The sequence below is a fragment of the Paenarthrobacter sp. A20 genome, assembly GCF_024168825.1.
Lineage (GTDB): Bacteria > Actinomycetota > Actinomycetes > Actinomycetales > Micrococcaceae > Arthrobacter.
In genome coordinates this window covers 527,393-548,671 of the sequence record NZ_JALJWH010000001.1, presented here as the reverse complement: position 1 = coordinate 548,671, position 21,279 = coordinate 527,393, and the positions used below count along the sequence as shown (strand labels likewise).

The 21,279-nt window shown below is 64.2% G+C and carries 22 protein-coding genes and 1 riboswitch; of the genes, 9 read left to right on the top strand and 13 right to left on the bottom strand.

Annotated elements, in window-relative coordinates:
- Positions 1-5: 5 nt before the first annotated feature.
- Positions 6-1,124: an alanine dehydrogenase gene (gene ald / locus J3D46_RS02590; protein WP_231342354.1), complete on the bottom strand. Its 1,119-nt coding sequence runs from the start codon at positions 1,122-1,124 to the stop codon at positions 6-8.
- Between the two features lie 209 nt (positions 1,125-1,333).
- Between ald and J3D46_RS02585 the strand changes: the two genes are divergently transcribed.
- Complete coding sequence (locus J3D46_RS02585; RefSeq protein WP_231342357.1) at positions 1,334-2,548, top strand: CdaR family transcriptional regulator; 1,215 nt, start codon at positions 1,334-1,336, stop codon at positions 2,546-2,548.
- 188 nt (positions 2,549-2,736) lie between these two features.
- Here the strand turns inward: J3D46_RS02585 and J3D46_RS02580 are convergent, their stop codons facing one another.
- Both J3D46_RS02580 and J3D46_RS02575 read right to left on the bottom strand, forming a co-directional pair.
- A complete protein-coding gene (locus J3D46_RS02580) occupies positions 2,737-4,038 on the bottom strand; it encodes a hypothetical protein (RefSeq protein WP_253464933.1) in 1,302 nt (433 codons plus the stop codon).
- 2 nt (positions 4,039-4,040) lie between these two features.
- A riboswitch (cyclic di-AMP (ydaO/yuaA leader) is annotated at positions 4,041-4,187 on the bottom strand.
- 129 nt (positions 4,188-4,316) lie between these two features.
- Positions 4,317-4,547 carry a hypothetical protein gene (locus J3D46_RS02575; RefSeq protein ID WP_253464931.1) on the bottom strand — a complete coding sequence of 77 codons (231 nt, stop codon included), beginning with the start codon at positions 4,545-4,547 and terminating at the stop codon, positions 4,317-4,319.
- 45 nt (positions 4,548-4,592) lie between these two features.
- On the opposite strand from J3D46_RS02575, the gene J3D46_RS02570 reads away from it, so the two are divergent.
- Positions 4,593-5,657, top strand: a complete 1,065-nt coding sequence (locus J3D46_RS02570) for an ATP-dependent DNA ligase (RefSeq protein ID WP_253464928.1) — start codon at positions 4,593-4,595, stop codon at positions 5,655-5,657.
- Here J3D46_RS02570 and J3D46_RS02565 read toward each other — a convergent pair whose 3' ends face one another.
- The 9 genes from J3D46_RS02565 to ptsP form a co-directional block, all read right to left on the bottom strand.
- The gene (locus J3D46_RS02565; protein WP_253464924.1) at positions 5,658-5,930 is read right to left on the bottom strand and encodes a DUF6480 family protein; all 273 of its coding nucleotides are present in this window, start codon (positions 5,928-5,930) and stop codon (positions 5,658-5,660) included.
- 80 nt (positions 5,931-6,010) lie between these two features.
- Positions 6,011-6,832 (bottom strand): alpha/beta fold hydrolase, encoded by an 822-nt coding sequence (locus tag J3D46_RS02560; RefSeq protein ID WP_253464922.1) that lies wholly within the window; start codon positions 6,830-6,832, stop codon positions 6,011-6,013.
- Positions 6,832-7,491, bottom strand: coding sequence for a maleylpyruvate isomerase family mycothiol-dependent enzyme (locus tag J3D46_RS02555; protein ID WP_253464921.1), 660 nt, complete (start codon positions 7,489-7,491; stop codon positions 6,832-6,834). The genes J3D46_RS02560 and J3D46_RS02555 overlap by 1 nt, the downstream gene beginning before the upstream one ends.
- Positions 7,492-7,509: 18 nt before the next feature.
- A complete protein-coding gene (locus J3D46_RS02550; RefSeq protein WP_231342372.1) occupies positions 7,510-7,824 on the bottom strand; it encodes a hypothetical protein in 315 nt (104 codons plus the stop codon).
- Between the two features lie 3 nt (positions 7,825-7,827).
- Positions 7,828-8,079 carry a hypothetical protein gene (locus J3D46_RS02545; protein WP_159706486.1) on the bottom strand — a complete coding sequence of 84 codons (252 nt, stop codon included), beginning with the start codon at positions 8,077-8,079 and terminating at the stop codon, positions 7,828-7,830.
- Positions 8,080-8,159: 80 nt separating this feature from the next.
- On the bottom strand, positions 8,160-8,579 hold the full coding sequence (locus J3D46_RS02540) for a helix-turn-helix domain-containing protein (RefSeq protein WP_253464920.1): 420 nt from the start codon (positions 8,577-8,579) through the stop codon (positions 8,160-8,162).
- 51 nt (positions 8,580-8,630) lie between these two features.
- Positions 8,631-9,332: a hypothetical protein gene (locus J3D46_RS02535; protein WP_253464919.1), complete on the bottom strand. Its 702-nt coding sequence runs from the start codon at positions 9,330-9,332 to the stop codon at positions 8,631-8,633.
- Between the two features lie 29 nt (positions 9,333-9,361).
- The gene (locus J3D46_RS02530) at positions 9,362-9,640 is read right to left on the bottom strand and encodes an HPr family phosphocarrier protein (protein ID WP_089596564.1); all 279 of its coding nucleotides are present in this window, start codon (positions 9,638-9,640) and stop codon (positions 9,362-9,364) included.
- 29 nt (positions 9,641-9,669) lie between these two features.
- A complete protein-coding gene (gene ptsP / locus J3D46_RS02525) occupies positions 9,670-11,370 on the bottom strand; it encodes a phosphoenolpyruvate--protein phosphotransferase (RefSeq protein ID WP_253464918.1) in 1,701 nt (566 codons plus the stop codon).
- Positions 11,371-11,499: 129 nt separating this feature from the next.
- On the opposite strand from ptsP, the gene J3D46_RS02520 reads away from it, so the two are divergent.
- The 7 genes from J3D46_RS02520 to J3D46_RS02490 all read left to right on the top strand — a co-directional run bounded on the left by J3D46_RS02520 (position 11,500) and on the right by J3D46_RS02490 (position 19,558).
- Entirely contained in the window at positions 11,500-12,222 is a 723-nt protein-coding gene (locus J3D46_RS02520; protein ID WP_018780189.1) for a TetR/AcrR family transcriptional regulator, read from the top strand.
- Positions 12,223-12,288: 66 nt separating this feature from the next.
- Positions 12,289-14,322, top strand: coding sequence for a PTS mannitol transporter subunit IICBA (locus J3D46_RS02515; RefSeq protein WP_253464917.1), 2,034 nt, complete (start codon positions 12,289-12,291; stop codon positions 14,320-14,322).
- Positions 14,322-15,470 (top strand): mannitol-1-phosphate 5-dehydrogenase, encoded by a 1,149-nt coding sequence (locus J3D46_RS02510; protein ID WP_253464914.1) that lies wholly within the window; start codon positions 14,322-14,324, stop codon positions 15,468-15,470. The genes J3D46_RS02515 and J3D46_RS02510 overlap by 1 nt, the downstream gene beginning before the upstream one ends.
- Positions 15,471-15,792: 322 nt before the next feature.
- Positions 15,793-16,743 carry a siderophore ABC transporter substrate-binding protein gene (locus J3D46_RS02505; protein WP_253464911.1) on the top strand — a complete coding sequence of 317 codons (951 nt, stop codon included), beginning with the start codon at positions 15,793-15,795 and terminating at the stop codon, positions 16,741-16,743.
- A 26-nt stretch (positions 16,744-16,769) separates the two neighbouring features.
- Positions 16,770-17,777 carry an ABC transporter permease gene (locus tag J3D46_RS02500; protein WP_253464908.1) on the top strand — a complete coding sequence of 336 codons (1,008 nt, stop codon included), beginning with the start codon at positions 16,770-16,772 and terminating at the stop codon, positions 17,775-17,777.
- A complete protein-coding gene (locus J3D46_RS02495; RefSeq protein ID WP_253464905.1) occupies positions 17,770-18,786 on the top strand; it encodes an iron chelate uptake ABC transporter family permease subunit in 1,017 nt (338 codons plus the stop codon). The genes J3D46_RS02500 and J3D46_RS02495 overlap by 8 nt, the downstream gene beginning before the upstream one ends.
- A gap of 13 nt (positions 18,787-18,799) precedes the next feature.
- Entirely contained in the window at positions 18,800-19,558 is a 759-nt protein-coding gene (locus tag J3D46_RS02490; RefSeq protein WP_231340233.1) for an ABC transporter ATP-binding protein, read from the top strand.
- 95 nt (positions 19,559-19,653) lie between these two features.
- On the opposite strand, the gene cycA is transcribed toward J3D46_RS02490, so the two are convergent.
- A complete protein-coding gene (cycA, locus tag J3D46_RS02485; RefSeq protein WP_253464902.1) occupies positions 19,654-21,114 on the bottom strand; it encodes a D-serine/D-alanine/glycine transporter in 1,461 nt (486 codons plus the stop codon).
- Positions 21,115-21,279 lie beyond the last annotated feature (165 nt).

Genomic DNA, 21,279 nt, shown 5'->3' with positions numbered 1-21,279 from the left:
AAAAGCTAGGCGGAAACCAGGCCGTGCCAGTCGTTGACGAGGGGCAGGTTGTGAGCCTCGGAAACGGAGTGGTGTGCCACGTGGCCTGCGGCGATGTTGAGGCCGGCGGCCAGGGCGGGGTCGCGGTCGAATGCGGCCTTGACGCCCAGGTTGGCCAGTGCCACGGCGTAGCGCAGGGTGACGTTGGTCAGTGCGTACGTGGAGGTGTTCGGAACGGCGCCAGGCATGTTGGCAACGCAGTAGAAGATCGAGTTGTGGACCTTGTACGTCGGTTCCTGGTGGGTGGTGGGGTGCGTGTCCTCGAAGCAGCCGCCCTGGTCCACAGCGATGTCCACCAGGACCGAGCCCGGCTTCATGCGGGAGACGAGCTCGTTGGTGACCAGCTTGGGAGCCTTGGCACCCGGGATCAGGACGGAGCCGATCACGAGATCTGCGTCGATAACTGACTTCTCGATCTCGTAGGCGTTGGAGGCAACGGTCTTCAGCCGGCCCTGGTAGAGGGCGTCGAGTTCGCGCAGCCGATTGATGTTGATGTCCATGATGGTGACATCAGCACCGAGGCCCAGCGCCATGGCAGCGGCGTTGGTTCCCGCAACGCCGGCACCGAGGACAACGACCTTGGCCGGGCGGACGCCCGGTACGCCGCCCAGGAGGACGCCCTTGCCGCCAGCCGGGGCCATGAGGGAAGAAGCGCCGACTACGACCGAGAGGCGGCCTGCGACCTCGGACATCGGGGCGAGCAATGGAAGGGTGCGGCCTTCCTGAACGGTTTCGTAAGCGATGGCCGTGACGCCGGAGTTGATGAGCTCGGCAGTGAGCTCGGGCTCTGCGGCCAGGTGCAGGTAGGTGAAAAGGATGAGGCCCTTGCGGAAGCGGTGGTACTCCGCGGCGATGGGCTCCTTGACCTTCATGACCATGTCCGCACGGCCCCAGACATCATCAGCTTCGTTGACGATTTCAGCGCCGGCGATCGAGTATTCCTCGTCGGTGATGCCCGAGCCGAGGCCTGCGCCGCGTTCAACCAGAACGGTGTGTCCGTGGGTGCGGAATTCGTGGACACCTGCAGCCGTGATGGCTACGCGGAATTCGTTGTTCTTGATTTCTTTGGGGACGCCGATGATCATCTGTGGGCTCCATCGTTAGCGGCCTCTTCGGCCGAAAATGTGTTGCGGGCTGTGATTCAAGAATAAATCCGGCTGTGAGGCAGGCGACATGGATTCCAGCGCCCGCTTCTGCCGAAACCCCGGAAAATCAAGGGTCTTCTCTTTGTGGGCTCGACATTTGTCGAGCACTGGAGCGTCAGGTGTCGCCTGCTGTTGGTACGCTTTGAAGGATGCAGCAGGACGTGGAACAGATCGTAGAACGCGTGGCGTTGAAGCTGGGCCGAGGCCTCTCCCTCGAAGACCTCGACGGCGTCCTCCTTGCCTACAGTTCCAACCAGTCCCACGCCGACCGCGTCCGCGTGAACTTCCTCCTCAGCAAGCGCGTCCCCAGCGATGTCAGCCTCTGGCAGCTGTCCCACGGCATCGCCACGGCGGTGCGTCCCGTCGTGGTTCCCGCCAACGAGGAGCTCGGCATGTTGGGCCGGGTTTGCGTCCCCCTCCTTGTGCGGGGTTTCCGTGTGGGCTACTTATGGGTCCAGCTCGACGTTGAAGAGCAAAGCGCGACGGCGATACTCGCCGAATTGCCCGGCGTGCGCGACGAATTGGACCTGCTGGCGGGTTTGCTCCTTGATTCCAACACCGCTGAATCAGAGTTCAGGCGCAGGCGTGAGCAGGAGTTCCTCTCGGCATGCAGCGGGGAATCGAACGCGGTGGCAGCGGTGGCTGGGTGGAAGGAAATCCAAGGCCGGGGTCCGTGGCAACTGGTGACCATCCTGGACGCGGACGGTGTGCGGTCCGACGTCGACCCCATTGCCGCGACCCTGACCCACCGCTCGGCCGCGCTGCAGTCCACAATCGGTGTCAACGCCGCGCTGTTCAGTGCAGGAACCGAGACGCATTCTGTGGTCTTGTTCCGCGAGTCGGGTGGCCGGGCGGACCACGCCCAGGTGCTGGTCCATTATCAATTGGAGCTCGCCAAGCGGGCCGGTAGGACGGTGGATCGGGTGATCCTGGGCATCAGCGAGCCGTTCCACGTCATCCGGCAGCTCGCCGGCGCCTACCGGCAGTCGAAGGTTGCGGCGCAGGCGGCCGCCGTCGATCAGCCACTCGGGGAGCTTGTGGACAGCCGGGCAGTGGGCGTCTACCAGCTCTTCGACCGACTGCTGGCACCAGGGGGCTGGGATGACACCGGGTCTGTGCACTTCCGGTCCTTGGAGGACCAGGACAAGAACGGCGAACTGTTGCCCGTCCTGGAGCTTCTCTATGACAGCGACGGTTCAGTTCAGGATGTGGCGGCCAAACTCCACCTCCACAGAAGCAGCATCTACAACAGGCTCGGCAGGATCCGCCAGCTCATCGGCGCTGATCCCTTGAGCGGCGCAATCCGGCTCGAGTTGCATGCTGCCTTGAAAGCGCGGCGATGGGCGGGGCGGCCTCGGATTTGAGGGTGGATGGACGAATGAGGCAGGCACCCGTCGTGGGTGCCTGCCTCATTCGCAGGGTTCGCTTTAGGACCGTTTCAACCGCTGGCAGCTCCAGCGCCCCAATCGACGACGGAAGGTGGCCGTCCGGCTGCTGCTGCAGTACCGGCTGTGCCAGCCCGCATGCGTGCTGGTGCGCGGCAGGCGGGTGCTCACTTGAGGGCTTCCTTTGCGGCGTCGAGGATCTCTTCAAGAGCCGTCCCGGAGGCCTGCGGTGTCGTAGACGCAACGGGCTTGCCGGTGGGCCGGGGCTTGGACGTCTGCGTAGACGTTTCCGTGGGAGTGGGAGTGGGAGTCGGCGTCGGAGTGACAGTCGGCGTCGTCGTGGGTGTCGGAGACGGTGTCGTGGGCGGCGTGGTGATCGTGTCCGAGGGCACGTCGCCAGGAGCCGGAGCTGGCTGAGCCGGTGCCGGGCTGGTGGTACCAGGCGCAGCGGCGATGGTCGCAGGCACAGCGGACGGGACCCACACCGGATCAGCCAGTGAAATCTTCGGGGTAGGAATCGACGACGGCGAAACGGCGGCGGGTGCCTCCGGAACCGTGGCCGGCTGACCGGCTTCCGATGTCGCCGCCGCTGATGCAGAAGGCGATGAGGCGGTGGAGTACGAAGCGCTGGGCGCGGGGGTTGCCGAGCCCGAGTTTCGATCGGTGCCGCTACCGCTGGCTTCCTGGACTGGCGTTTCCTGGCCGAAGAAGGGCAGTTCGAGAGCCTGCCCCAAGGTTCCGGCCGTCAGGACCAGGCCGAGGGCACCTGCCACCACGGCCATGCGCTGGCTCATGTGCTTGACCGACGCAGCTTTCCGCAAAACCGTGTGGGGTTCCCGGCCAAAGGAGGAGCCACCAAAGCTGGATTTGGCGGCAGCGGCTGACGCTGCCTGCTTGCGAACATCCTTGCGGCCGGCGAGTGATGCTGACGCCGTTGCGGCCGCGGCGACCTGGGCCGGGGACTTGCCTCGCGGCGACACAGGGGCCGGAGCCGCGGATGTGGTCGCGGATTCATCGGGGGCTGCCACCACGGGGATGGCTGCCGTGGCTGGTTCCGACGAGCCTGGCTGAGGGCTTGCGGGATTAACGATCGGGATGGCCGCGGTGGGAGGCCCCGGCGTGGTGGATGCCGGGGTCTCAGCTTGAACGACCGGAATGGCTGCAGTTGCCGCCTCAACAGGCCCGGGCCGGGATGATTCCCCAGCAGCGGGCTCTGCAGGAGCGATCACAGCCTGGGCTGCCTGCTCCCGCTCGGCCGCGCGTACGGCTGCGCGGGTGGTGGGCGTTGCGACGGTGGGGACGGCCGCGGTGGCGGCTTCCGGCGTCGTGCTTGTAGTTTCGGGCGCCGCGACGGAGCCTGCAGGCGCGCTGATGGGGGATCCGCTGGGTTGGGCCCGACGGCGTCCGGTTGGCTTGGTGCGCTCGCGCTCAGTCTGGGCGCGGCGCGGCTGATCCATGGTTGGGGACATGGTGGTTGCCTCTCAACGCCTTCGAGGTTAGCTGTCGGGTTCGGACGAGGCCGTCCGGCCGCACAAGGCGGCTTCACCCCAAGGACTTGAATCAAGTCCGGGAACTTTTGGGTCCCCCGCCTCTGCCGCGGGTCTGGCGGATCCCGGATTGCGGCAGAGCTCGGCGTCAATCCGGAAGCGGCCCAGCGGAGATAAGGGTCGCCCTACGACGGTACATGAGCCGGAAAGTAAAGTCACATTAATGTAACGGGCGGTAGGCCTCCCCCATTGAGGGGCCTCTAGCGCTTACGCTTCGGGGCCGGCGCTGGGGCCGGGAGCTCGTGCTGGATCTTCTGGATTTGATGTGCCTGATGAGTCTCAGGGCGGAAGATCTCGTCGGCGATGCCCAGCATCCCGCCCGCCGCCGCACGCCTGACTCCGCGCTTGGACTGCCGCGAGGTCCAGTACCAGAGGCCGGCGAGGAGCGCGGGAACTCCGAGTACTGCGGCCAACACGGCCAAGATATCCATGGCATAAGACTAGCTTCGGCGTGCACCGGCAGGTAGACATTGTCTATGGACCTGCCAGTGATGCCGCCCGTCTCGCCCATGCTCGCCAAGTCCGTTCCGGCCATCCCCGATGTTGGGCACTATGAGCCCAAGTGGGACGGCTTCAGGACCATCGTCTTCAAGGATGGGGACGAGGTCATCCTGGGCAGCCGCAACGAGAAACCCATGACCAGGTACTTCCCGGAGCTGGTGGACGCGCTGCGGAAGAACCTCCCGGACAAATGCGTGATTGACGGCGAGATTGTCCTGATCCAGGGCAACAGGCTCGAATTCGAGGTGCTTCAGCAGCGGATCCATCCCGCGGACAGCCGGGTCCGGATGCTCGCTGAGAAGACCCCATCATCCATGATCGCCTTCGACATCCTGGCCCTGGGCGGTGAGGACCTGATGGGCAGGCCGTTCTCTGAGCGCCGCGCCATCCTTGAACGCGCGCTCGCCAAGGCTGAGCCTCCCGTCTACGTGACGCCCGCGGTGACAGACCTTGAGCGGGCGCAGGAGTGGTTCGTGCAGCTCGAGGGCGCAGGCTTGGACGGTGTGCTGTCCAAGCCGCTGGATGGGACCTATCAACCCAACAAGCGCGTGATGTTCAAGACCAAGCACGAGCGGACGGCGGACTGCGTGGTGGCCGGATTCCGCTGGCACAAGACGGCGAAAGTTGTGGGGTCCATGCTGTTGGGCCTTTATAACGACGCCGGACGCCTCCAGCACGTGGGGGTGGTGGCCTCATTCCCCATGGCCAAGCGGGAAAGCCTGGTGGCCGAGCTTGAGCCCTACCAGGTCGAACTCAGCGAGCACCCTTGGGGCGAGTGGGCCAGCCAGGGCGAAGGGGTCGCGGGTTCCCGGATGCCTGGTGCCCAGAGCCGGTGGAGCGGGGGCAAGGACTTCTCGTTCGTGCCGCTGCGCCCCGAACTGGTGATCGAGGTGGCCTACGACTACATGGAGGGCGACCGCTTCCGCCACACCACGCAGTTCCGGCGGTGGCGGCCGGACCGAACCCCGGAAAGCTGCACATATTCGCAGCTGGAGGAGCCGGCGGAGTACGACCTCGGTGAGATCCTGAGGCTGCCGTAGTTACTCCTCGTGCCCTTGGTCGCTGCTCATGCTGCCCTCGGCGGGCGGGGTTTCCCCTGGTGGTACTCCGCCGCCGGGCTCGAGTCCCGTGACATTTCCGTCCAGCGGATCGGGGTTGGCGGAGGCTGCCGGGTCATTGTCTTCGTCCTGGCGCAATTCCGGATCGGCGTTCACGTGGTCGTTCCGGGCCGCGGGGGTTGTTGCGGCACCGTAGGGCCCCGTAGCGCCGGTCACGCCGAAGCCCTGCTCGTCCTGGGGGTCTTTACTGGTCACGATCAGCCCTTTCATAAGCAAACTTACTAATACGCTTGCTCCGCCAGCCTATCCGGGACGAGCTGAGCCAACAAGGGCACCTAGCCTTGGAGTGTCGTCGCAGTAACGAAGCTCCGGATGGCATCCGCCACGGCCTTCGGGCGCATGTGCTGAGCCACGTGTCCGACGCCGGGAATTTCCACCAAGCGACCCTCTGCAACCGCCCGCGACAGCCGAAGCGACCAATCAGGACCTGCCACGTTGTCGCGGCTTCCACGCAACACCAGCACCGGAACCCTGATCGAAGCCAGGCGTTTCTCCGTGGGGTACTTCATCATTACCGGCAACTCGGTGAGGTACCAACGCGGTCCGGAGCGGAAGTAGTCGGAAATGACGATCCAGTTTGACGAGGGGCTCTCACGGAGCAGCCCGTCGAGGATAAGAGCCAAGGACTGGCGCCCCACGTTCTTGTGGCGCGAATCAACCACCGGTCCCATTAACACCAGTTGCCGGGCGCATTCCGGCGCATGCAAGGCCGCTTCGATGGTGAATTGCACGCCCATGGAATGGCCCACCAGCACGTAGGAACCGATGCCATGGGACGCGAGCGCCGCTGCGATGAAGGCACCGTAATCCTCCACGGAGAGCTGCCGGTCGGGCTTGGGTGTCCCGGCAAAACCGGGGAGGTCCAGGGAATACGTGGGTGCGCCCGCCGCGAGTACGGCATGCAGCCGGGCCAAGTAGCGGTGTGAGACTCCGATGCCGTGGATCAGGATGTACGCGGGTTCGGCGCCCACCTCAGACCCCGACTCGGAGCCAGGCCCAGGCGAAGGCGTGCCCTCGGTCCAGAGGATCCGCCCCTTCAGTCCCAAAACCTCGACGTCGGCAGACAGTAGCGGTGCCGACTTCCCCCGCGTTGTCATCAGGGCTGCCGCTGCAGGAACACCGGAGCGCCAGGGCCGCTCAATTCGCTCTCCGCTACCGGTCGACCGGACACCGCCAGCAGCAGCGCGATCGCGGGACCTTCAACGGTGGGACCGTCACCGTACTCGAAGCGGGTGTCAGTGGCGACCCAGCGCCAGCCGGCTGCGATCTCCTTGCCGCCACCCATCTTGGTGGTGGTCCGCATTTGGTAGTCAATGGCAGTGGCGACGTGGGCGGCCGGATATTCGCGGTGCAAGCCCAGCGGCCGGCGGATGTCCTCGCCGTGGACGAACGCCTCAACCAGCCTGGTGGCCAGCCCGGCCGGTGGACCGGATGTCCGGGAGAGTACGGCCTCCAACTGGACCAGGGTCTGAGCGGGGTCCCCGGTCTTTTCGCGCTCCACACCCACGGCGTTGTCGCGGTCAAAATCCATCCGGGAAGCAATCATTCGGCTCATGAAATTGAGGCGCGTGGTTTTGGCGCTGTCGATCACGTGAGCCAGGACGTCGTGGACGTCCCAGCCAGGGCACAGCGACGGCGTCTTCCACTGGGCTGGATGGAGTGGTTCCAGATCCTTGATCAGGGCACGGCGTTCCTCATGGACCACGGGCCAGACAATGGAAGGGGAAGTCGACGCCATACTGCTATTGAACCCCATGCCACGGCCACGGGCGGTTTACTGCGAGGGCGGTTCCATGAAGACGCGGTTGCGCGAGGGCCTGCGGGAGTACTGTACGGACCTTGCCAGCCCCGCTGCGCACCACACGAGAAAGGCAGCCGCGGCCGCTGTGAGAGCCCAGGTCACCGGGTAGCCGAGGAAGGGCGCCGATTGGCAGGTGTCGAAACCAACATCGCCCGAGGCCTGACCGCAACCACCGGTTTGCAGCCAGATCAAACCCAGGAAAGGGACCGTGGCGGAAATGAGGACGAGCCACAGCCACGGGCGGTTCCACGGCCATTCGGAGTACTTGGCGCGTCTTTCCTGGGCCATAGGCTATTCCCTGTTCGCGTCGTCCGATTCAGTGGGGTCGACTGCAGGACGTGAAGCCTCAGGCGCCGCGGCCGCCTCAGCCGCGTCCCGGCGTCGTGCGATTCTCGATTCCGTCCACATGGCCACGGCCACGAACACTGTGCACGCGAACATGAATGTTGCCACGAAGTTCAATCCCATGGCAGAGCCCAAGGGTGCGGCAAGGGCCATGGCGGCCAACCCGGCCACGATATGCCACCCTTTGAAATTGCCCACCGATCAAGCGTAACCCCGGCCTTAAGGGGTGCTGGCCCGTTGCGTGGGATCGTTGCTTGATCCTTATCACTCCGACACTTTTAGCCGGCGCTTAAGTCATTTTCGGTGGTCTGGACCGCGCCCGCTTCAGCCTGGTTCTTCTTCTGCGTTTCCAGCCACGCCATGATCGCAGCCTGCCGGATCCGACGATGCGTGCCGCGGTACTCCACGGGGATTTCGCCGCGGTCGGTCATATTGCGCAAGTACGTGTGCGAAATGCCCGCGAGCTCCGCTGCCTGCGAGGTGGTGAGCATTTCTTCCACGCTGCTGACCGTCACCGTTTCGCCCCGGCCCAGCCTCTCAAGGAGGTCGACGACGGCGTCCCTCGCCTGATCGGGCAGGCGATGGACGGTGCCGTCCACAAACACGGTGATGTCGTTGCTGTCCGCCAACGAGCGTGCCAGATTCCGGGCGTCATCGGCGGGGAGGCCTGCTGTGACGCGGGGAGCTATCAATGCCATGGCAGAAGCCTAGCGCGAGCCTGCCGCGGACCGGCGTTCGTTGCGGCCCAACTACAACGACGCCCGGAGTTCGGCGGCATTGGCCAGCTCTGCGGCCAACGCTTCCCGTTCCCCGGAGGTCAGGGTGAGGGCATCCACGCTATCCAGCACTGAAGCGGCGAGCCCGGGGTCGCCGGTGCGGTGGTGCAGCTCAGCGAGGTACACCAGCAGGGGCAGCTTCTCGGCGTCCGTTGCTTCCCCGTGGCGCAAAAGCCCCGCCTCGATCACCGAGATAGCCCGGGCTTCGTCCCCATGGGAGTCGCCTTGCCGGGTAGCGCTCATCAGCACTCTTTCCAGACGGCTTTCCGAGCCGGAGCCATCATCCTCGGTTTCACCCAAGGCGCTGATCCGTAGCCAGTTCCCGCCCGGATCCACCACGGTGAACCCAGCTGTCGTTCCCTGCTTGCGGCGGGGGCGGGTGATCCGCGGAATCCCGGCAATGGGCAACTTGCCGAAAGCAGCACGAAGTCCGGTTGCGAATTCGTCGAACAGCACACCCGTATCCTCGACCAGCAGGATGGCGGTGCCCATCGAGTTCTCCGGCTCGAACGCCTCCAGGCCGAAGAAGTGCAGGTCGATCCCACCCCGGTTGAAGCACACGTAGGGGTTTGGCCGCGCCTGCCGGAAGGTCACTTTGAAGCCCAGGGCCTCGTAGAACGGCACGATGTCGTCGAGGTACCGGCACGGCAGGATGGGGATCGCGCGCTCGTTCATAGCCCGAACCTACACCAGCCCAGCGAGAGCTACTCCGCGTCCAGGTCCGTCTCCAGCAGCTTCACCAGTGCGTCCAGAGCAGCGTCGGCGCCGTCGCCCTCAGCCCGCAGCACCACGACGTCGCCCTTCGCGGCGCCGAGCGTCATAAGCGAAAGGATGCTGGCGGCGTCGAGCGCGTCGTCGGCGGGTTCGCCCTGCATGGCAATGGTGACCTCCACTGGTTGCTCGCCGGCGGCCTCGGCGAACAAGGCGGCGGGGCGAGCGTGCAGGCCGGAGCGGCTGGCGATGGTGGCTGTGCGTTCGGGCATGGTGTTCTCCTAAAGGTCGGAAACGAGAATTAGAGGCCGAGTTCTTCGAGCACGGGGAGTTTGGCGCGGACCCAGTCCCGGGCCTCAAGGGCACTCGGCGCGGACAGAGCAAGCCGCGCGAGTTCCTGCGCCTGCTCCAGGGTGACGGTCTTCAACACCGTCCCGACGGCGGCCAACGAGCGGGCGGTCATGGACAGTGTGGTGACGCCCAGCCCGGTAAGGACGACGGCGAGGGCCGGGTCCGCGGCTGCCTCACCACAGACGCCCACCGGCTTGGGATCGCCTTCGCGGCCGGCGCCTTCCTGCGCGGCGCCTTCCACTGTTAGTTGGACGAGACGGAGCACGGCGGGCTGCCACGGGGTGTTGAGCTCGGCGAGGGGGCCGAGCTGGCGGTCGGCGGCCATGGCGTACTGGGTGAGGTCGTTGGTGCCAAGGGAAGCAAAGCCCACCTCCCGCAGTACGGTGGCTGCGGTCAGTGCCGCGGAGGGGACTTCCACCATGACGCCGGGCGTCTGGATTCCAGCGGCGGCGCACAACGAGGCGAAACGTCCGGCTTCGGCGGCCGTGGAAATCATGGGCGCCATGACCCACACATCGGCTTCGGACCCGGAGGCTGCCCGGGCAATGGCTTCGAGCTGGCGCTCCAGGACACCCGGTGTGGTGAAGTCGGTGCGGTAGCCGCGGACACCCAGCGCAGGATTGGGCTCGGTGGCATCCGTGAGGAAGGGCAGGGGCTTGTCCGCGCCTGCATCCAGGGTGCGGAGGACAACCTTCTTGCCCGGGAACGCGTCGAACACGGCCTTGTAGGCCGCGGCTTGCTCGTCCACGGAGGGCTCGGTGTCACGCTCCAGGAAGCAGAACTCGGTGCGGAACAGGCCAACACCTTGGGCGCCGAGGCCTGCGGCTGCCACCGCGTCCTTGGCTCCGCCGACGTTGGCGAGCAGCGGCACCAAGTGGCCGTCCGCCGTCGTGCCGCTTCCGTCGAATTCGGCGAGGGTGGCGGAGGTTTCCGCCCAGGCCGTCGCAGCAGTGCGCTGCTCATCGGTGGGCGAAACGGCAACGTAGCCGGCCGCGCCGTCGACGTACACCTCGGAACCGTCGGCCACGGAGTCAACCCCGTGCGCGGCAACAACCGCAGGCAGGCCGAGGGAGCGGGCAATGATCGCGGTGTGGGACTGTGGTCCGCCGCCGGAGGTCACCAGTGCCAGCACTACAGCGGGATTCAGCGTTGCAGTGTCGGCCGGGGCCAGGTCTTCCGCGACCAGGATGAAAGGCGTCTCCGAGGCGGGGATGCCAGGAGCCGGGACCCCGCGGAGTTCGGCAACAATGCGGGCGCGGACATCCAGGACATCGGTGGCGCGCTCGGCCATGTAGCCGCCCAGGTTGTGCAGCATTTCAGACACGGAAGCACCCGCTTCCCAAATGGCCCTCTCGGCTGAGGACCCGCCGTTGATCAGCTTGGCTGCCGACTTCAGGAGCATGGTGTCCTTGGCCATCAGCGCAGTGGCTTCAAGGACGGCCTTGCCGTCGCCGGAAGCACTGTCCGCACGTCCCTTGAGCTCGTCATGGACCGCCTGCGCAGCCGCTTTCAAGCCCGCGACGGCGTCTTCCGGACTCACGTCCGCAGCCAAACGCTCTCCCGACGGCGGCTCACTCACCGGCTTGGGCATCTGGCGGACGGAACCAATGATGCGGCCAGGGCTTACCCCTACTCCTTGGAAATTCTGCACTGAATCCTCTGTTCCTGCTTGTTGGTTCAGGCCCGCCGGCGACGGCACCGGGAGCCTCGAAAACTAGCCTACAAAATTCCTTTGTGAGCCACTTCATATAGCAACGCTATAGGTGCTAGGGTAGCGGTTATGAGTTTCGATGACCAGCTTCCGCCCAAAATTCGGTTGCTTCGCGCAGCTGCCGAATTGCTGGCGAATTCGGAGGGGTCAGCGGTCTCAACGCGCCAGATCACCAAGCTTGCCGGGGTCACGGCGCCCACGCTTTACCACCACTTTGGTGACAAAGAAGGACTGTTCGACGCCGTTGTTTCAGCCGGTTTCGAAGAGTACGTGGCGGGAGAGCGGGATTTTGCACCGTCCGGGGAGCCTTTGGAAGACGTCCGGCGGATGTGGGATAACCACGTCCAGTTCGGCCTGACCCAACCCCATCTTTATCTGGTCATGTTCGGCAACATCAGGCCGGAAAGCCGCCCAGCAATCGTGGCCGATGCTGAAGCGCTCCTGGAAGAAATGCTGAACAAGGCCGCCATTGCCGGTCAGATCAACGTGCCGCCCCGCGAAGCGGCACGCAGCATTCTGGCGGCCAATGTGGGCGTAACGCTCATGTTGATCGCCGAACCGGTGGAAGAACGGAACCTCGAGCTCTCAACGATGACCCGGGATTCCATGATTTTTGCCGTCTCCACGGAAACCGCCCGTGGCGCCGCAGCCGACGACTCCGGTAAGTCCTCGGTAGTTGTTGCGGCAATCGCCCTGAATGCGGCACTGCAGGCCTCGCATTCGGACCAACTTTCCAGCTCTGAACTGAAGCTCTTCCTCGAATGGCTTCACCGCATTTCCAGCAGCTCCTAAGGCTGTTCTCTCTCGATCTATATCGACTGACCCCGCGCCGCCGCGGGACACACGTTAGGAATTCACATGGCAACAGAGACAGTTGCGAAGCCCCGCACCAGCGTGCGCGTTGGTGTCCAGAAGTTCGGAACATTCCTCTCCGGCATGATCATGCCCAACATTGGCGCCTTCATCGCCTGGGGTCTGATTACGGCGCTGTTCATCGAGAAGGGCTGGATTCCAGTTCCCGCGCTCGGTGGTTTCGGCACCAATGCCGAGGGGGTTCCCAACATAGGCCTTGTTGGCCCGATGATCACCTACCTGCTCCCGCTGCTGATCGGCTACACCGGCGGCAAGATGGTCCATGACGTCCGTGGTGGCGTGGTGGGAGCCATCGGCACCATGGGCGTGATCGTCGGCGCGGGCATCCCGATGTTCATTGGCGCCATGATCATGGGCCCGCTGGGTGGCTGGACCATGAAGCAGCTTGACCGCCTGTGGGACGGCAAGATCCGCCCCGGCTTCGAGATGCTGGTGAATAACTTCTCCGCCGGCATCTGGGGCGCCCTGTTGGCCATGCTTGGCTTCTACGGCATTTCCCCGTTGGTTTCGGCCTTCAGTACCGGCGCCGGAAACGTCGTCCAGTTCCTGGTCAACAACGGCCTGCTGCCGCTGACCAGCATCTTCATCGAGCCCGCCAAGGTCCTCTTCCTCAACAACGCCATCAACCACGGCGTGCTGACCCCCTTGGGCATCCAGCAGTCGCTGGAACAGGGCAAGTCCATCCTGTTCCTCCTGGAAGCCAACCCCGGCCCGGGCCTCGGCATCCTCCTGGCCTACATGTTCTTCGGCCGTGGTGCCGCCAAGGCGTCGGCTCCCGGTGCGGCGATCATCCACTTCCTCGGCGGTATCCACGAGATCTACTTCCCATATGTCCTGATGAAGCCCATCCTGATCCTCGCGGCTATCGGCGGCGGCATGACGGGCATCGCAACATTGGCCATCACCAACTCGGGTTTGGTTGCTCCTGCAGCGCCTGGTTCCATCATTGCCGTGATCGCCCAGACGTCGCGAGACAGCTACGTTGGCGTGATCCTCGCAGTGATCCTGGCGACCGCCGTCTCCTTCCTCATTGCGTCGTTGATCCTGCGCACCTCCAAGAACAAGGGCGAGGACGACCTCACCGAGGCCACCTCGCGCATGGAAGCCATGAAGGGCAAGAAGAGCTCCGTCTCTTCGGCACTCGTCGGCGATCGCGCCGGTGACCAGGGCGGAACCGTCCTGACCCGGCCGGTCCAGAACATCGTGTTCGCCTGCGACGCCGGCATGGGCTCCAGTGCCATGGGTGCCTCGGTGCTGCGCAACAAGATCAAGGCGGCCGGCTTCCCGGACGTCAAGGTCACCAACTCCGCCATCGCCAACTTGAACGACACCTACGACGTTGTCGTCACCCACGAGGACCTCACCGAACGTGCCCAGCCACGCACCTCCAGTGCCGTGCACTACTCGGTGGATAACTTCATGAACAGCCCGCGGTACGACGAAATCGTTGAACTGGTACGGAGCAGCAACAGCGAAGAAGGCGCGACGGCGGCCCCCGCCGGAGACGCCCAGCCCGCCGCAGCTGCCACAACAGCAGCCGCCACCCACGGTGCACATGCCGCCGAGCCGGCCGCCGCCGTCGAGGGTAAGGGTGTCCTGCTCCGCGAAAGCGTGGTCCTTAATGGCACGGCCACTGACCGTGATGCGTCCATCGACGAAGCCGGCAAACTCCTGCTGGACCGCGGTGCCGTTGATGTCAGCTACGTTCACGCCATGCACGAGCGCGAGGAATCCGTGTCCACCTACATGGGCAGCTTCCTGGCGATCCCGCACGGCACCAACGATGCCAAGGAACACATCAACCACTCGGCAGTGTCCATCATCCGCTACCCCGAGGGCATCGACTGGGGCGGCAAGCAAGTGAAGTTCGTCGTCGGTGTGGCCGGCATCAACAACGAACACCTCCACATCCTCTCGTCGATCGCCAAGATCTTCACCAACAAGGCGCAGGTTGCCCAACTGGAAGAAGCCACCACGGTTGACGAAGTCCTGGAGCTGTTCGGAAAGGTCAACGCATAGTGAAGGCAGTCCATTTTGGGGCAGGCAACATCGGGCGGGGCTTCGTGGGGCTGCTGCTCCACGAAGCCGGCTATGAGGTGGTGTTCGCGGACGTAGCGGACGCGCTGATCACCCAGCTCGCCTCGGCCAGCAGCTACGACGTCCACGAGGTAGGCGAGAACCCGGCGGTCAAGACAGTCACCGGTTTCCGTGCCTTCAACTCGGGTTCGCAGGAAGCTGCTGTTGTTGAGGAAATCTCGACGGCGGACGTGGTCACCACTGCCGTGGGGCCGCACATCCTGAAGTTCGTGGCGCCCGTGATTGCCCGCGGGCTGGCTGCCCGACCGGTGGATCTGCCACCTCTTCAGGTCATGGCATGCGAGAACGCCATCAACGCCACGGACCTCCTTCACACGGAGATCCGTGCGGCGTGGGACGATTCGGCAGGCGACCTGGACGCCGTCGCTGTTTTTGCCAACACCGCAGTGGACCGCATTGTCCCCAACCAGGCGCCGGGCCAGGGCCTGGACGTCACGGTGGAGACCTTCTATGAGTGGGTCATCGATCGCACGCCTTTTGGCGACAATGCGCCGAGCATTCCCGGGGCTACCTTCGTGGATGAGCTGGGCCCGTACATCGAGCGCAAGCTGTTCACGGTGAACACGGGCCATGCTTCGGCGGCATACTTCGGTTACCAGGCCGGTCTTGAGAAGATCTCCGACGCCATGGCCGATCCGTCCGTGGCTGCGAAGGTCCGGGCTGTGCTGGAGGAAACGAAGGAACTTCTGGTGGCCAAGCACGGGTTCGTGGAGGCGGAACAGGAAGCGTATGTGCAGAAGATCCTGTCACGCTTCACCAACCCGCACCTGCCGGACACCGTGAACCGCGTGGGCCGCGCGCCCTTGCGGAAGCTCGGCCGGCACGAGCGCTTCGTTGGCCCCGCGGCTGAGCTCGCCGAGCGTGGCGTCACTCCGGTAGCGCTGCTTGAGGCCATGTCTGCAGCCCTTCGTTTCGACGACGGTGCCGATGACGAAGCCGTGGAGCTCGCAAGGATGCTGTCGGAGTTGGACGCGGCTGCCGCCGTCGAACGCATCACGGAACTGACGCCTGCGCACCCGCTGTTCCCGGCGTTGCAAAAGCTCGTGGAGGACCGCAAGGCCGAGGCCTGACCCTCTCTCACCTTCTGCCCCCTTCAGGCTGACCTTCTCTCACGGAACGGCTCGATCAGGCGGACGGTCTCTCACTGTCTCCAGACAGGCCCGACGTCGGCACTCACCCGAGCGCCGACGTCGGGCCTTTTCGCGTCGAGTTGCAGCAGGGCGTGGACAGGGGTGGGGAGGGTTTTGGTCTCCGGCAGGAGAAAAACCAGTGAGTTTGCTCACTTTTGCCCATTGGAGGGCCTTTCGGTTTTGAAGTTAGCCTCACCTTACTAATAGAGTCAAAAACAATTAGGCAACACATCTATGACTTATTAGTGAGTGGAGTACTGGCGTGAAAAAGAGGCTGTCGAGCTACATTGGGGCACTGGCTGCAGGCGCTGCCTTGCTGACCGTCACGGCGTGTGGAGGCGGCGCGACGGCGTCCTCGCAGCCGGAAGAGGCCAGTACCATCACCATCGAGCACGCCCAGGGCTCTACCTCCAACGTTCCCGTGAACCCCGCGAAGGTTGTCACGTTCGACCTCGGCGTCCTGGACACCATGAACGCACTCGGCGTCGAGCCCACCGGTGTTCCCGAGGCCAGTTACCCGGAGGCCCTCAAAAAGTTCTCCGAGGCCAAGTACGCCAAGGTCGGCTCGCTCAAGGAACCGGACTTCGAAGCCGTCAGCTCCGCAGCTCCGGACCTCATCATCGTCTCCGGCCGCACTGCCGGCGCCTACGAGGAACTGAGCAAGATTGCCCCCACCATCGACCTCTCCGTTGATGCGGCCAAGCCCATGGAAAGCTTCAAGGCCCAGACCGAGAAGCTCGGCAAGATCTTCAAGAAGGAAGACGAAGTCGCTTCCAAGCTCGCAGAGGTGGACAAGACCGTCGCGGACACCAAGACCAAGGCCGCCACGGCTGGCCAGGGCCTGATCGTCCTCACCTCAGGCGGTGAAGTCACCGCGTACGGTGCGGGTTCCCGCTTCGGCATCATCCACGACGTCCTGGGCGTTCCCACCGCTGCCGACGTCAAAGCCGAGGGTTCCCACGGCGAGGCCGTTTCCTTTGAATACATCAAGGAAACCAACCCGGACATCCTCTACGTCATCAACCGCGACACCGCGATCGGCACCGCAGGCTCCACAGCCAACCCCATCCTGGACAACGAGCTGGTGAAGTCCACCAACGCAGCCAAGAACAACAAGATCGTCAACCTGGATCCCGCCGGCTGGTACCTCGTGGGCTATGGCCTGAACAACGTCCAGGCCATGGTCACCGCAGTGGCCGATTCCGTCGCCTGATATCCCGCATTACCTGAAGTTCTGACGTGACAACTACAGCCGTGCGCCCCGCGGCACCAGCACGCCGCAACCGGACTGGCGAGACCGCCCGACTGGTTGCGGCGGCTGTCGTTGTGCTGGTGATCGCCGTGGGCAGCATCTTCGTGGGTGTCAGTGATGTTTCCCTGTCTGCTTTGATGGCGAACGACGCCGGAGCCTGGGAAATCTTCTGGGTGTCGCGGGTGCCGCGCACCGTTGCTGTGGTGCTGGCCGGGATGGCCGTCGCCGTTGCCGGGTTGATCATGCAGCTCATGGCCCGGAACCGGTTCGTGGAGCCCTCCACCGTGGGCACAGTTGAATCAGCGACGCTCGGAATCCTGGTAGTCACGGTTCTTGCCCCTGACTCACCGATCCTCACCAAAATGATCGTGGCTTCTGTGTTCGCCGTACTCGGCACCGCGCTCTTCCTGGCCATTCTCCGCAGGCTCCCCGCCCGCAACACCCTGCTTATTCCGCTGGTAGGCATCATGCTGGGCGGCATCATTGCTGCAGTCACCACGTTCTTCGCCTACCGCTTCGATCTTCTCCAGACCCTGAGCAACTGGATGATCGGCGACTTCTCCGGCGTGCTCCGCGGACGGTACGAACTGCTGTGGATCGTGGCCGTGCTGGTGTTGCTGGGCCTCTTTGCCGCCGACCGCTTCACTGTGGCCGGCATGGGCCAGGACTTCACCACCAACCTCGGCCTGAACTACGCGCGCACCATGCGGCTGGGGCTGATGATCGTTTCGTTGATCTCCGCCGTTGTCGTCACGACGGTTGGCGCCGTTCCCTTCCTGGGGCTCGTGGTGCCGAATATCGTGTCCCTGCTGTTCGGAGACAACCTCCGCCGGGCCGTTCCGTGGACCGCCTTGTTCGGAGCCGCGTTCGTGCTGGTCTGCGACATCATCGGCCGGACCATCCGGTTCCCCTATGAAGTGCCCGTCGGCATGGTCATGTCCGTGCTGGGCGCCATCCTGTTCCTCTTCCTGCTCCTGAGGAAACGCAATGCCTGAAGCGCTCCTGACCGCACCCCGCCTTTCCGCCCGCACCCGCTGGCGTGAGGCCATCCGCAGCACCCCGCCGGGACTGGTGATCGGCATCCTGGCGATTGCCGCCGTCGTGCTCGTTGCCGTTTTCCTGACCATCGACCTCAAAGGCAACATTGCCTACATCCTGCCCCGCCGGGCCATCAAGGTGTCCGCGATGCTGCTGGTGGCTGTCGCGGTGGGGGTTTCCACGCTGCTGTTCCAGACCGTGACGGCCAACCGGATCCTGACGCCGTCCATCATGGGGTTCGATTCGCTGTACATCCTGGTGCAGACCGCGCTGGCGTTCGTGGCGGGTGCCGCGACGTTGGCGACGGCTCCGTCAACGCTGAAATTTGGGCTCGAGATCCTCCTGATGGTGGGCTTCAGCGCCTTCCTGTACCGGTGGATGTTCACCGGCGCCACGCGATCCCTGCACCTGTTGCTGTTGGTGGGGATCGTCCTGGGGACACTGTTCCGTGGCTTTTCCTCGCTCTTGCAGCGGCTGATGGAACCCAGCGAATTCATCATCCTGCAGGACCTGTTCTTTGCCAGCTTCAACAATGTGGATCCCGGCCTGCTGGGTGTTTCCGCGGTGCTGATCGCTCTGGTGTGCGTTGGGGTGTGGCGGATGCGGCACACCCTGGATGTGCTGGCGCTGGGCCGGGAAGTGGCCATCAACGTAGGCGTCGACCACAAGCGCGTGGTGATGCGGGTGCTGCTCGCGTGCTCGCTGCTGGTGGCAATTTCCACCGCCTTGGTGGGGCCGGTGACGTTCTTCGGGCTCCTGGTGGTCAGCCTCGGCTACCAGCTCTGCCGCGGTTTCCGGCACGCCTGGCTGCTGCCGATCGTGGTGCTGATCGGTGCCATTGCGTTGGTGGGTGGCCAATTGCTGTTGGAGCGCGTCTTCGGTTTCGCCACGGCGCTGAGCGTCATCATCGAGTTCACTGGCGGCATCCTCTTCCTTTACCTCTTGCTGAAAGGCTCACTGAAATGACTGGGGTCTGCCCATGATTACCGTCCGGAACGTGACCAAGCGCTACGGCGGCACCACTGTGCTGGACGACGTGAGCTGCGAGATCCCTCGCGGCGGCATCACGTCCATCATCGGCCCCAACGGTGCGGGCAAGTCCACGCTGCTCTCGTTGATCAGTCGTCTCCAGCCCATGGACGCCGGGGGAGTGTCGGTGGCTGGCTTGGATGTCACAGCGACGCCCAGCAAGGAACTGGCCAGGACCATGGCCATCCTGCGGCAGGAAAACCACCTGACCATGCGGCTCACGGTCCGCGACCTCGTGGCTTTTGGCCGCTTCCCGCACAGCGGCGGCAGGCCCACGGTGGAGGACCTTGAACACGTGGACGAGGCCATCCGACAGCTGGACCTCACGTCCATGGCCGACAAATTCGTGGACGAGCTCTCCGGCGGTCAGCGTCAGCGCGCGTACATCGCGATGGTTCTGGCTCAGGACACCGAATACCTGCTGCTTGATGAACCGCTGAACAACCTGGACATGAAGCACTCCGTGGAGATGATGCGGTTGCTGCGCCGGCTGGCGGACGAGCTCGGGAAGACCATTGTCCTGGTGGTCCACGACATCAACTTTGCGTCCTGCTACTCGGATACCATCCTGGCCATGAAGGACGGCCGGCTCATCCATCAGGGCACGCCTTCGGAGATCATGCGCGCCGGGATGCTGCACGACGTCTACGACATCGACATCCGCATCGAGGAAATCGACGGCAACCGCATCGGCGTGTACTTCGCCTGACGCTTTCAGTTGTACAAAGAAAGCCCGACGTCGGCACCCAAGCTGGGTTCCGACGTCGGGCTTCACTTGTTTTGGGCGTTAGCGCGCTTTAAGAGTCAGCGCGCGGCTGCGGTTTCCGCCTCGGACATCGCCTTCCACTCGGCCACGCGGGCCTGGTGGAGGGGTGTCTTGCGGACCACGGCATAGGCGACGCCGAGGATCGCGAACCAGATGGGCGTCACCAGAAGGGCAGTGAGCGTGTCAGGCTGCGTGGTCAGCGCCCAGACCAGGAACGCGAAGAACGCGAAGACCACCCATACCATCGGGATGCCGCCGGGCATCTTGAATGGCGAGGCCGCGTGCTGCTCGGGCCGGCGCTTGCGGTACACGAGGTAGCTGGCCAGGATGATCGACCACACGAACATGAAACAGACCGCGGACACGGTGGTCACCATATCGAAGGCGACGCCAACGTCCTTGCCCGCGTAGAGAAGCGCGACGCCGGCCAGCAGCAGAACGCAGGACAGGAACAGTGCGTTCTGGGGTACTTTTCGGCTGGAGAGCCGGCCGAAGAGCTTGGGCGCGTCGCCGTCGTTGGCCAAGCCGTAGACCATGCGGGAGGTCGAGTAGATGCCGGAATTGGCCGATGACATGGCCGAGGTGAGCACCACGAGGTTGACCACGGTGGCTGCCATACCCAGGCCGGCCAGGGAGAACATGGCGATGAACGGGCTCTGGCCGGCTTTGAACTCGGTCCACGGGGTGACCGACATGAGGATGATGAGCGCGCCTACATAGAAGAGCATCACGCGCAGGGGGATGGCGTTGATGGCGCGGGGCAGGTTGTGCTCCGGGTTCTTGGTTTCGGCTGCGGCGGTGCCTACCAGCTCGATGCCGACGAAGGCGAAGACGGCGATCTGGAAGCCGGCCACGAATCCCATGAATTCCTTGGGGAAGAACCCGCCGTGGCTCCAGAGGTTGGTGAAGCTCGCGGTGCCTGCGTTGGACTGGAAGCCGGTGAAGATCATGACCAGGCCTACGACGATCAGCGCCACGATGGCCACGATCTTGATGAGTGCGAACCAGAATTCGGTCTCGCCGAAGGCCTTGACCGTGGGGAGGTTGAGGAGCAGCAAGATGATGATGGTGGCGAGGCCCGGGATCCAGAGTTGGATTCCCGGCCAGAGTTCGTTGGCGTAGCCCGCAATCGCGATGACGTCCGCAACACCGGTGACTACCCAGCAGAACCAGTAGGTCCAGCCGGTGAAGAACCCGGCCCAGGGACCGAGTAGGTCGCCCGCGAAGTCGCTGAAGGACTTGTAGTTCAGGTTGGACAGCAGCAACTGACCCATGGCCCGCATGACGAAGAAGAGCATGAAGCCGATGATCATGTACACGAAGATCACCGAGGGACCGGCAACGGAGATGGTTTTGCCGGAGCCCATGAAGAGGCCCGTTCCGATGGCGCCGCCGATGGCCAGGAGCTGGATGTGGCGGTTGCTGAGCGAGCGTGACAGGTGGGGCTCGCTGTCCCTGCTGGAGGCGCGGAGCTGCCCCTGTGTTGTCTGGTCGGACATTAGTTCAAGAACCCTTCGAAGGACCCGCCACAATAGTGACGGCCGTTACAAATCTGTTCGATAAAGCTATAGCTAATGTCTGACAAATGGCGAATCCGTCTGAATGGCGAAAGCTCCCGCCCTGGTTGAGGGGGAGCTTAGGCCTTCTCTGGCGCTGAGTCAGGC

What these genes read in the sequence shown, in the direction of transcription:
- ald (WP_231342354.1), bottom strand. Translation starts at nt 1,124, where the DNA reads ATGATCATCGGCGTCCCCAAAGAAATCAAGAACAACGAATTCCGCGTA.
- J3D46_RS02585 (WP_231342357.1), top strand. Translation starts at nt 1,334, where the DNA reads ATGCAGCAGGACGTGGAACAGATCGTAGAACGCGTGGCGTTGAAGCTG.
- J3D46_RS02580 (WP_253464933.1), bottom strand. Translation starts at nt 4,038, where the DNA reads ATGTCCCCAACCATGGATCAGCCGCGCCGCGCCCAGACTGAGCGCGAG.
- J3D46_RS02575 (WP_253464931.1), bottom strand. Translation starts at nt 4,547, where the DNA reads ATGGATATCTTGGCCGTGTTGGCCGCAGTACTCGGAGTTCCCGCGCTC.
- J3D46_RS02570 (WP_253464928.1), top strand. Translation starts at nt 4,593, where the DNA reads ATGGACCTGCCAGTGATGCCGCCCGTCTCGCCCATGCTCGCCAAGTCC.
- J3D46_RS02560 (WP_253464922.1), bottom strand. Translation starts at nt 6,832, where the DNA reads ATGACAACGCGGGGGAAGTCGGCACCGCTACTGTCTGCCGACGTCGAG.
- J3D46_RS02555 (WP_253464921.1), bottom strand. Translation starts at nt 7,491, where the DNA reads ATGGGGTTCAATAGCAGTATGGCGTCGACTTCCCCTTCCATTGTCTGG.
- J3D46_RS02550 (WP_231342372.1), bottom strand. Translation starts at nt 7,824, where the DNA reads ATGGCCCAGGAAAGACGCGCCAAGTACTCCGAATGGCCGTGGAACCGC.
- J3D46_RS02540 (WP_253464920.1), bottom strand. Translation starts at nt 8,579, where the DNA reads ATGGCATTGATAGCTCCCCGCGTCACAGCAGGCCTCCCCGCCGATGAC.
- J3D46_RS02535 (WP_253464919.1), bottom strand. Translation starts at nt 9,332, where the DNA reads ATGAACGAGCGCGCGATCCCCATCCTGCCGTGCCGGTACCTCGACGAC.
- J3D46_RS02530 (WP_089596564.1), bottom strand. Translation starts at nt 9,640, where the DNA reads ATGCCCGAACGCACAGCCACCATCGCCAGCCGCTCCGGCCTGCACGCT.
- J3D46_RS02520 (WP_018780189.1), top strand. Translation starts at nt 11,500, where the DNA reads ATGAGTTTCGATGACCAGCTTCCGCCCAAAATTCGGTTGCTTCGCGCA.
- J3D46_RS02515 (WP_253464917.1), top strand. Translation starts at nt 12,289, where the DNA reads ATGGCAACAGAGACAGTTGCGAAGCCCCGCACCAGCGTGCGCGTTGGT.
- J3D46_RS02495 (WP_253464905.1), top strand. Translation starts at nt 17,770, where the DNA reads ATGCCTGAAGCGCTCCTGACCGCACCCCGCCTTTCCGCCCGCACCCGC.
- J3D46_RS02490 (WP_231340233.1), top strand. Translation starts at nt 18,800, where the DNA reads ATGATTACCGTCCGGAACGTGACCAAGCGCTACGGCGGCACCACTGTG.
- cycA (WP_253464902.1), bottom strand. Translation starts at nt 21,114, where the DNA reads ATGTCCGACCAGACAACACAGGGGCAGCTCCGCGCCTCCAGCAGGGAC.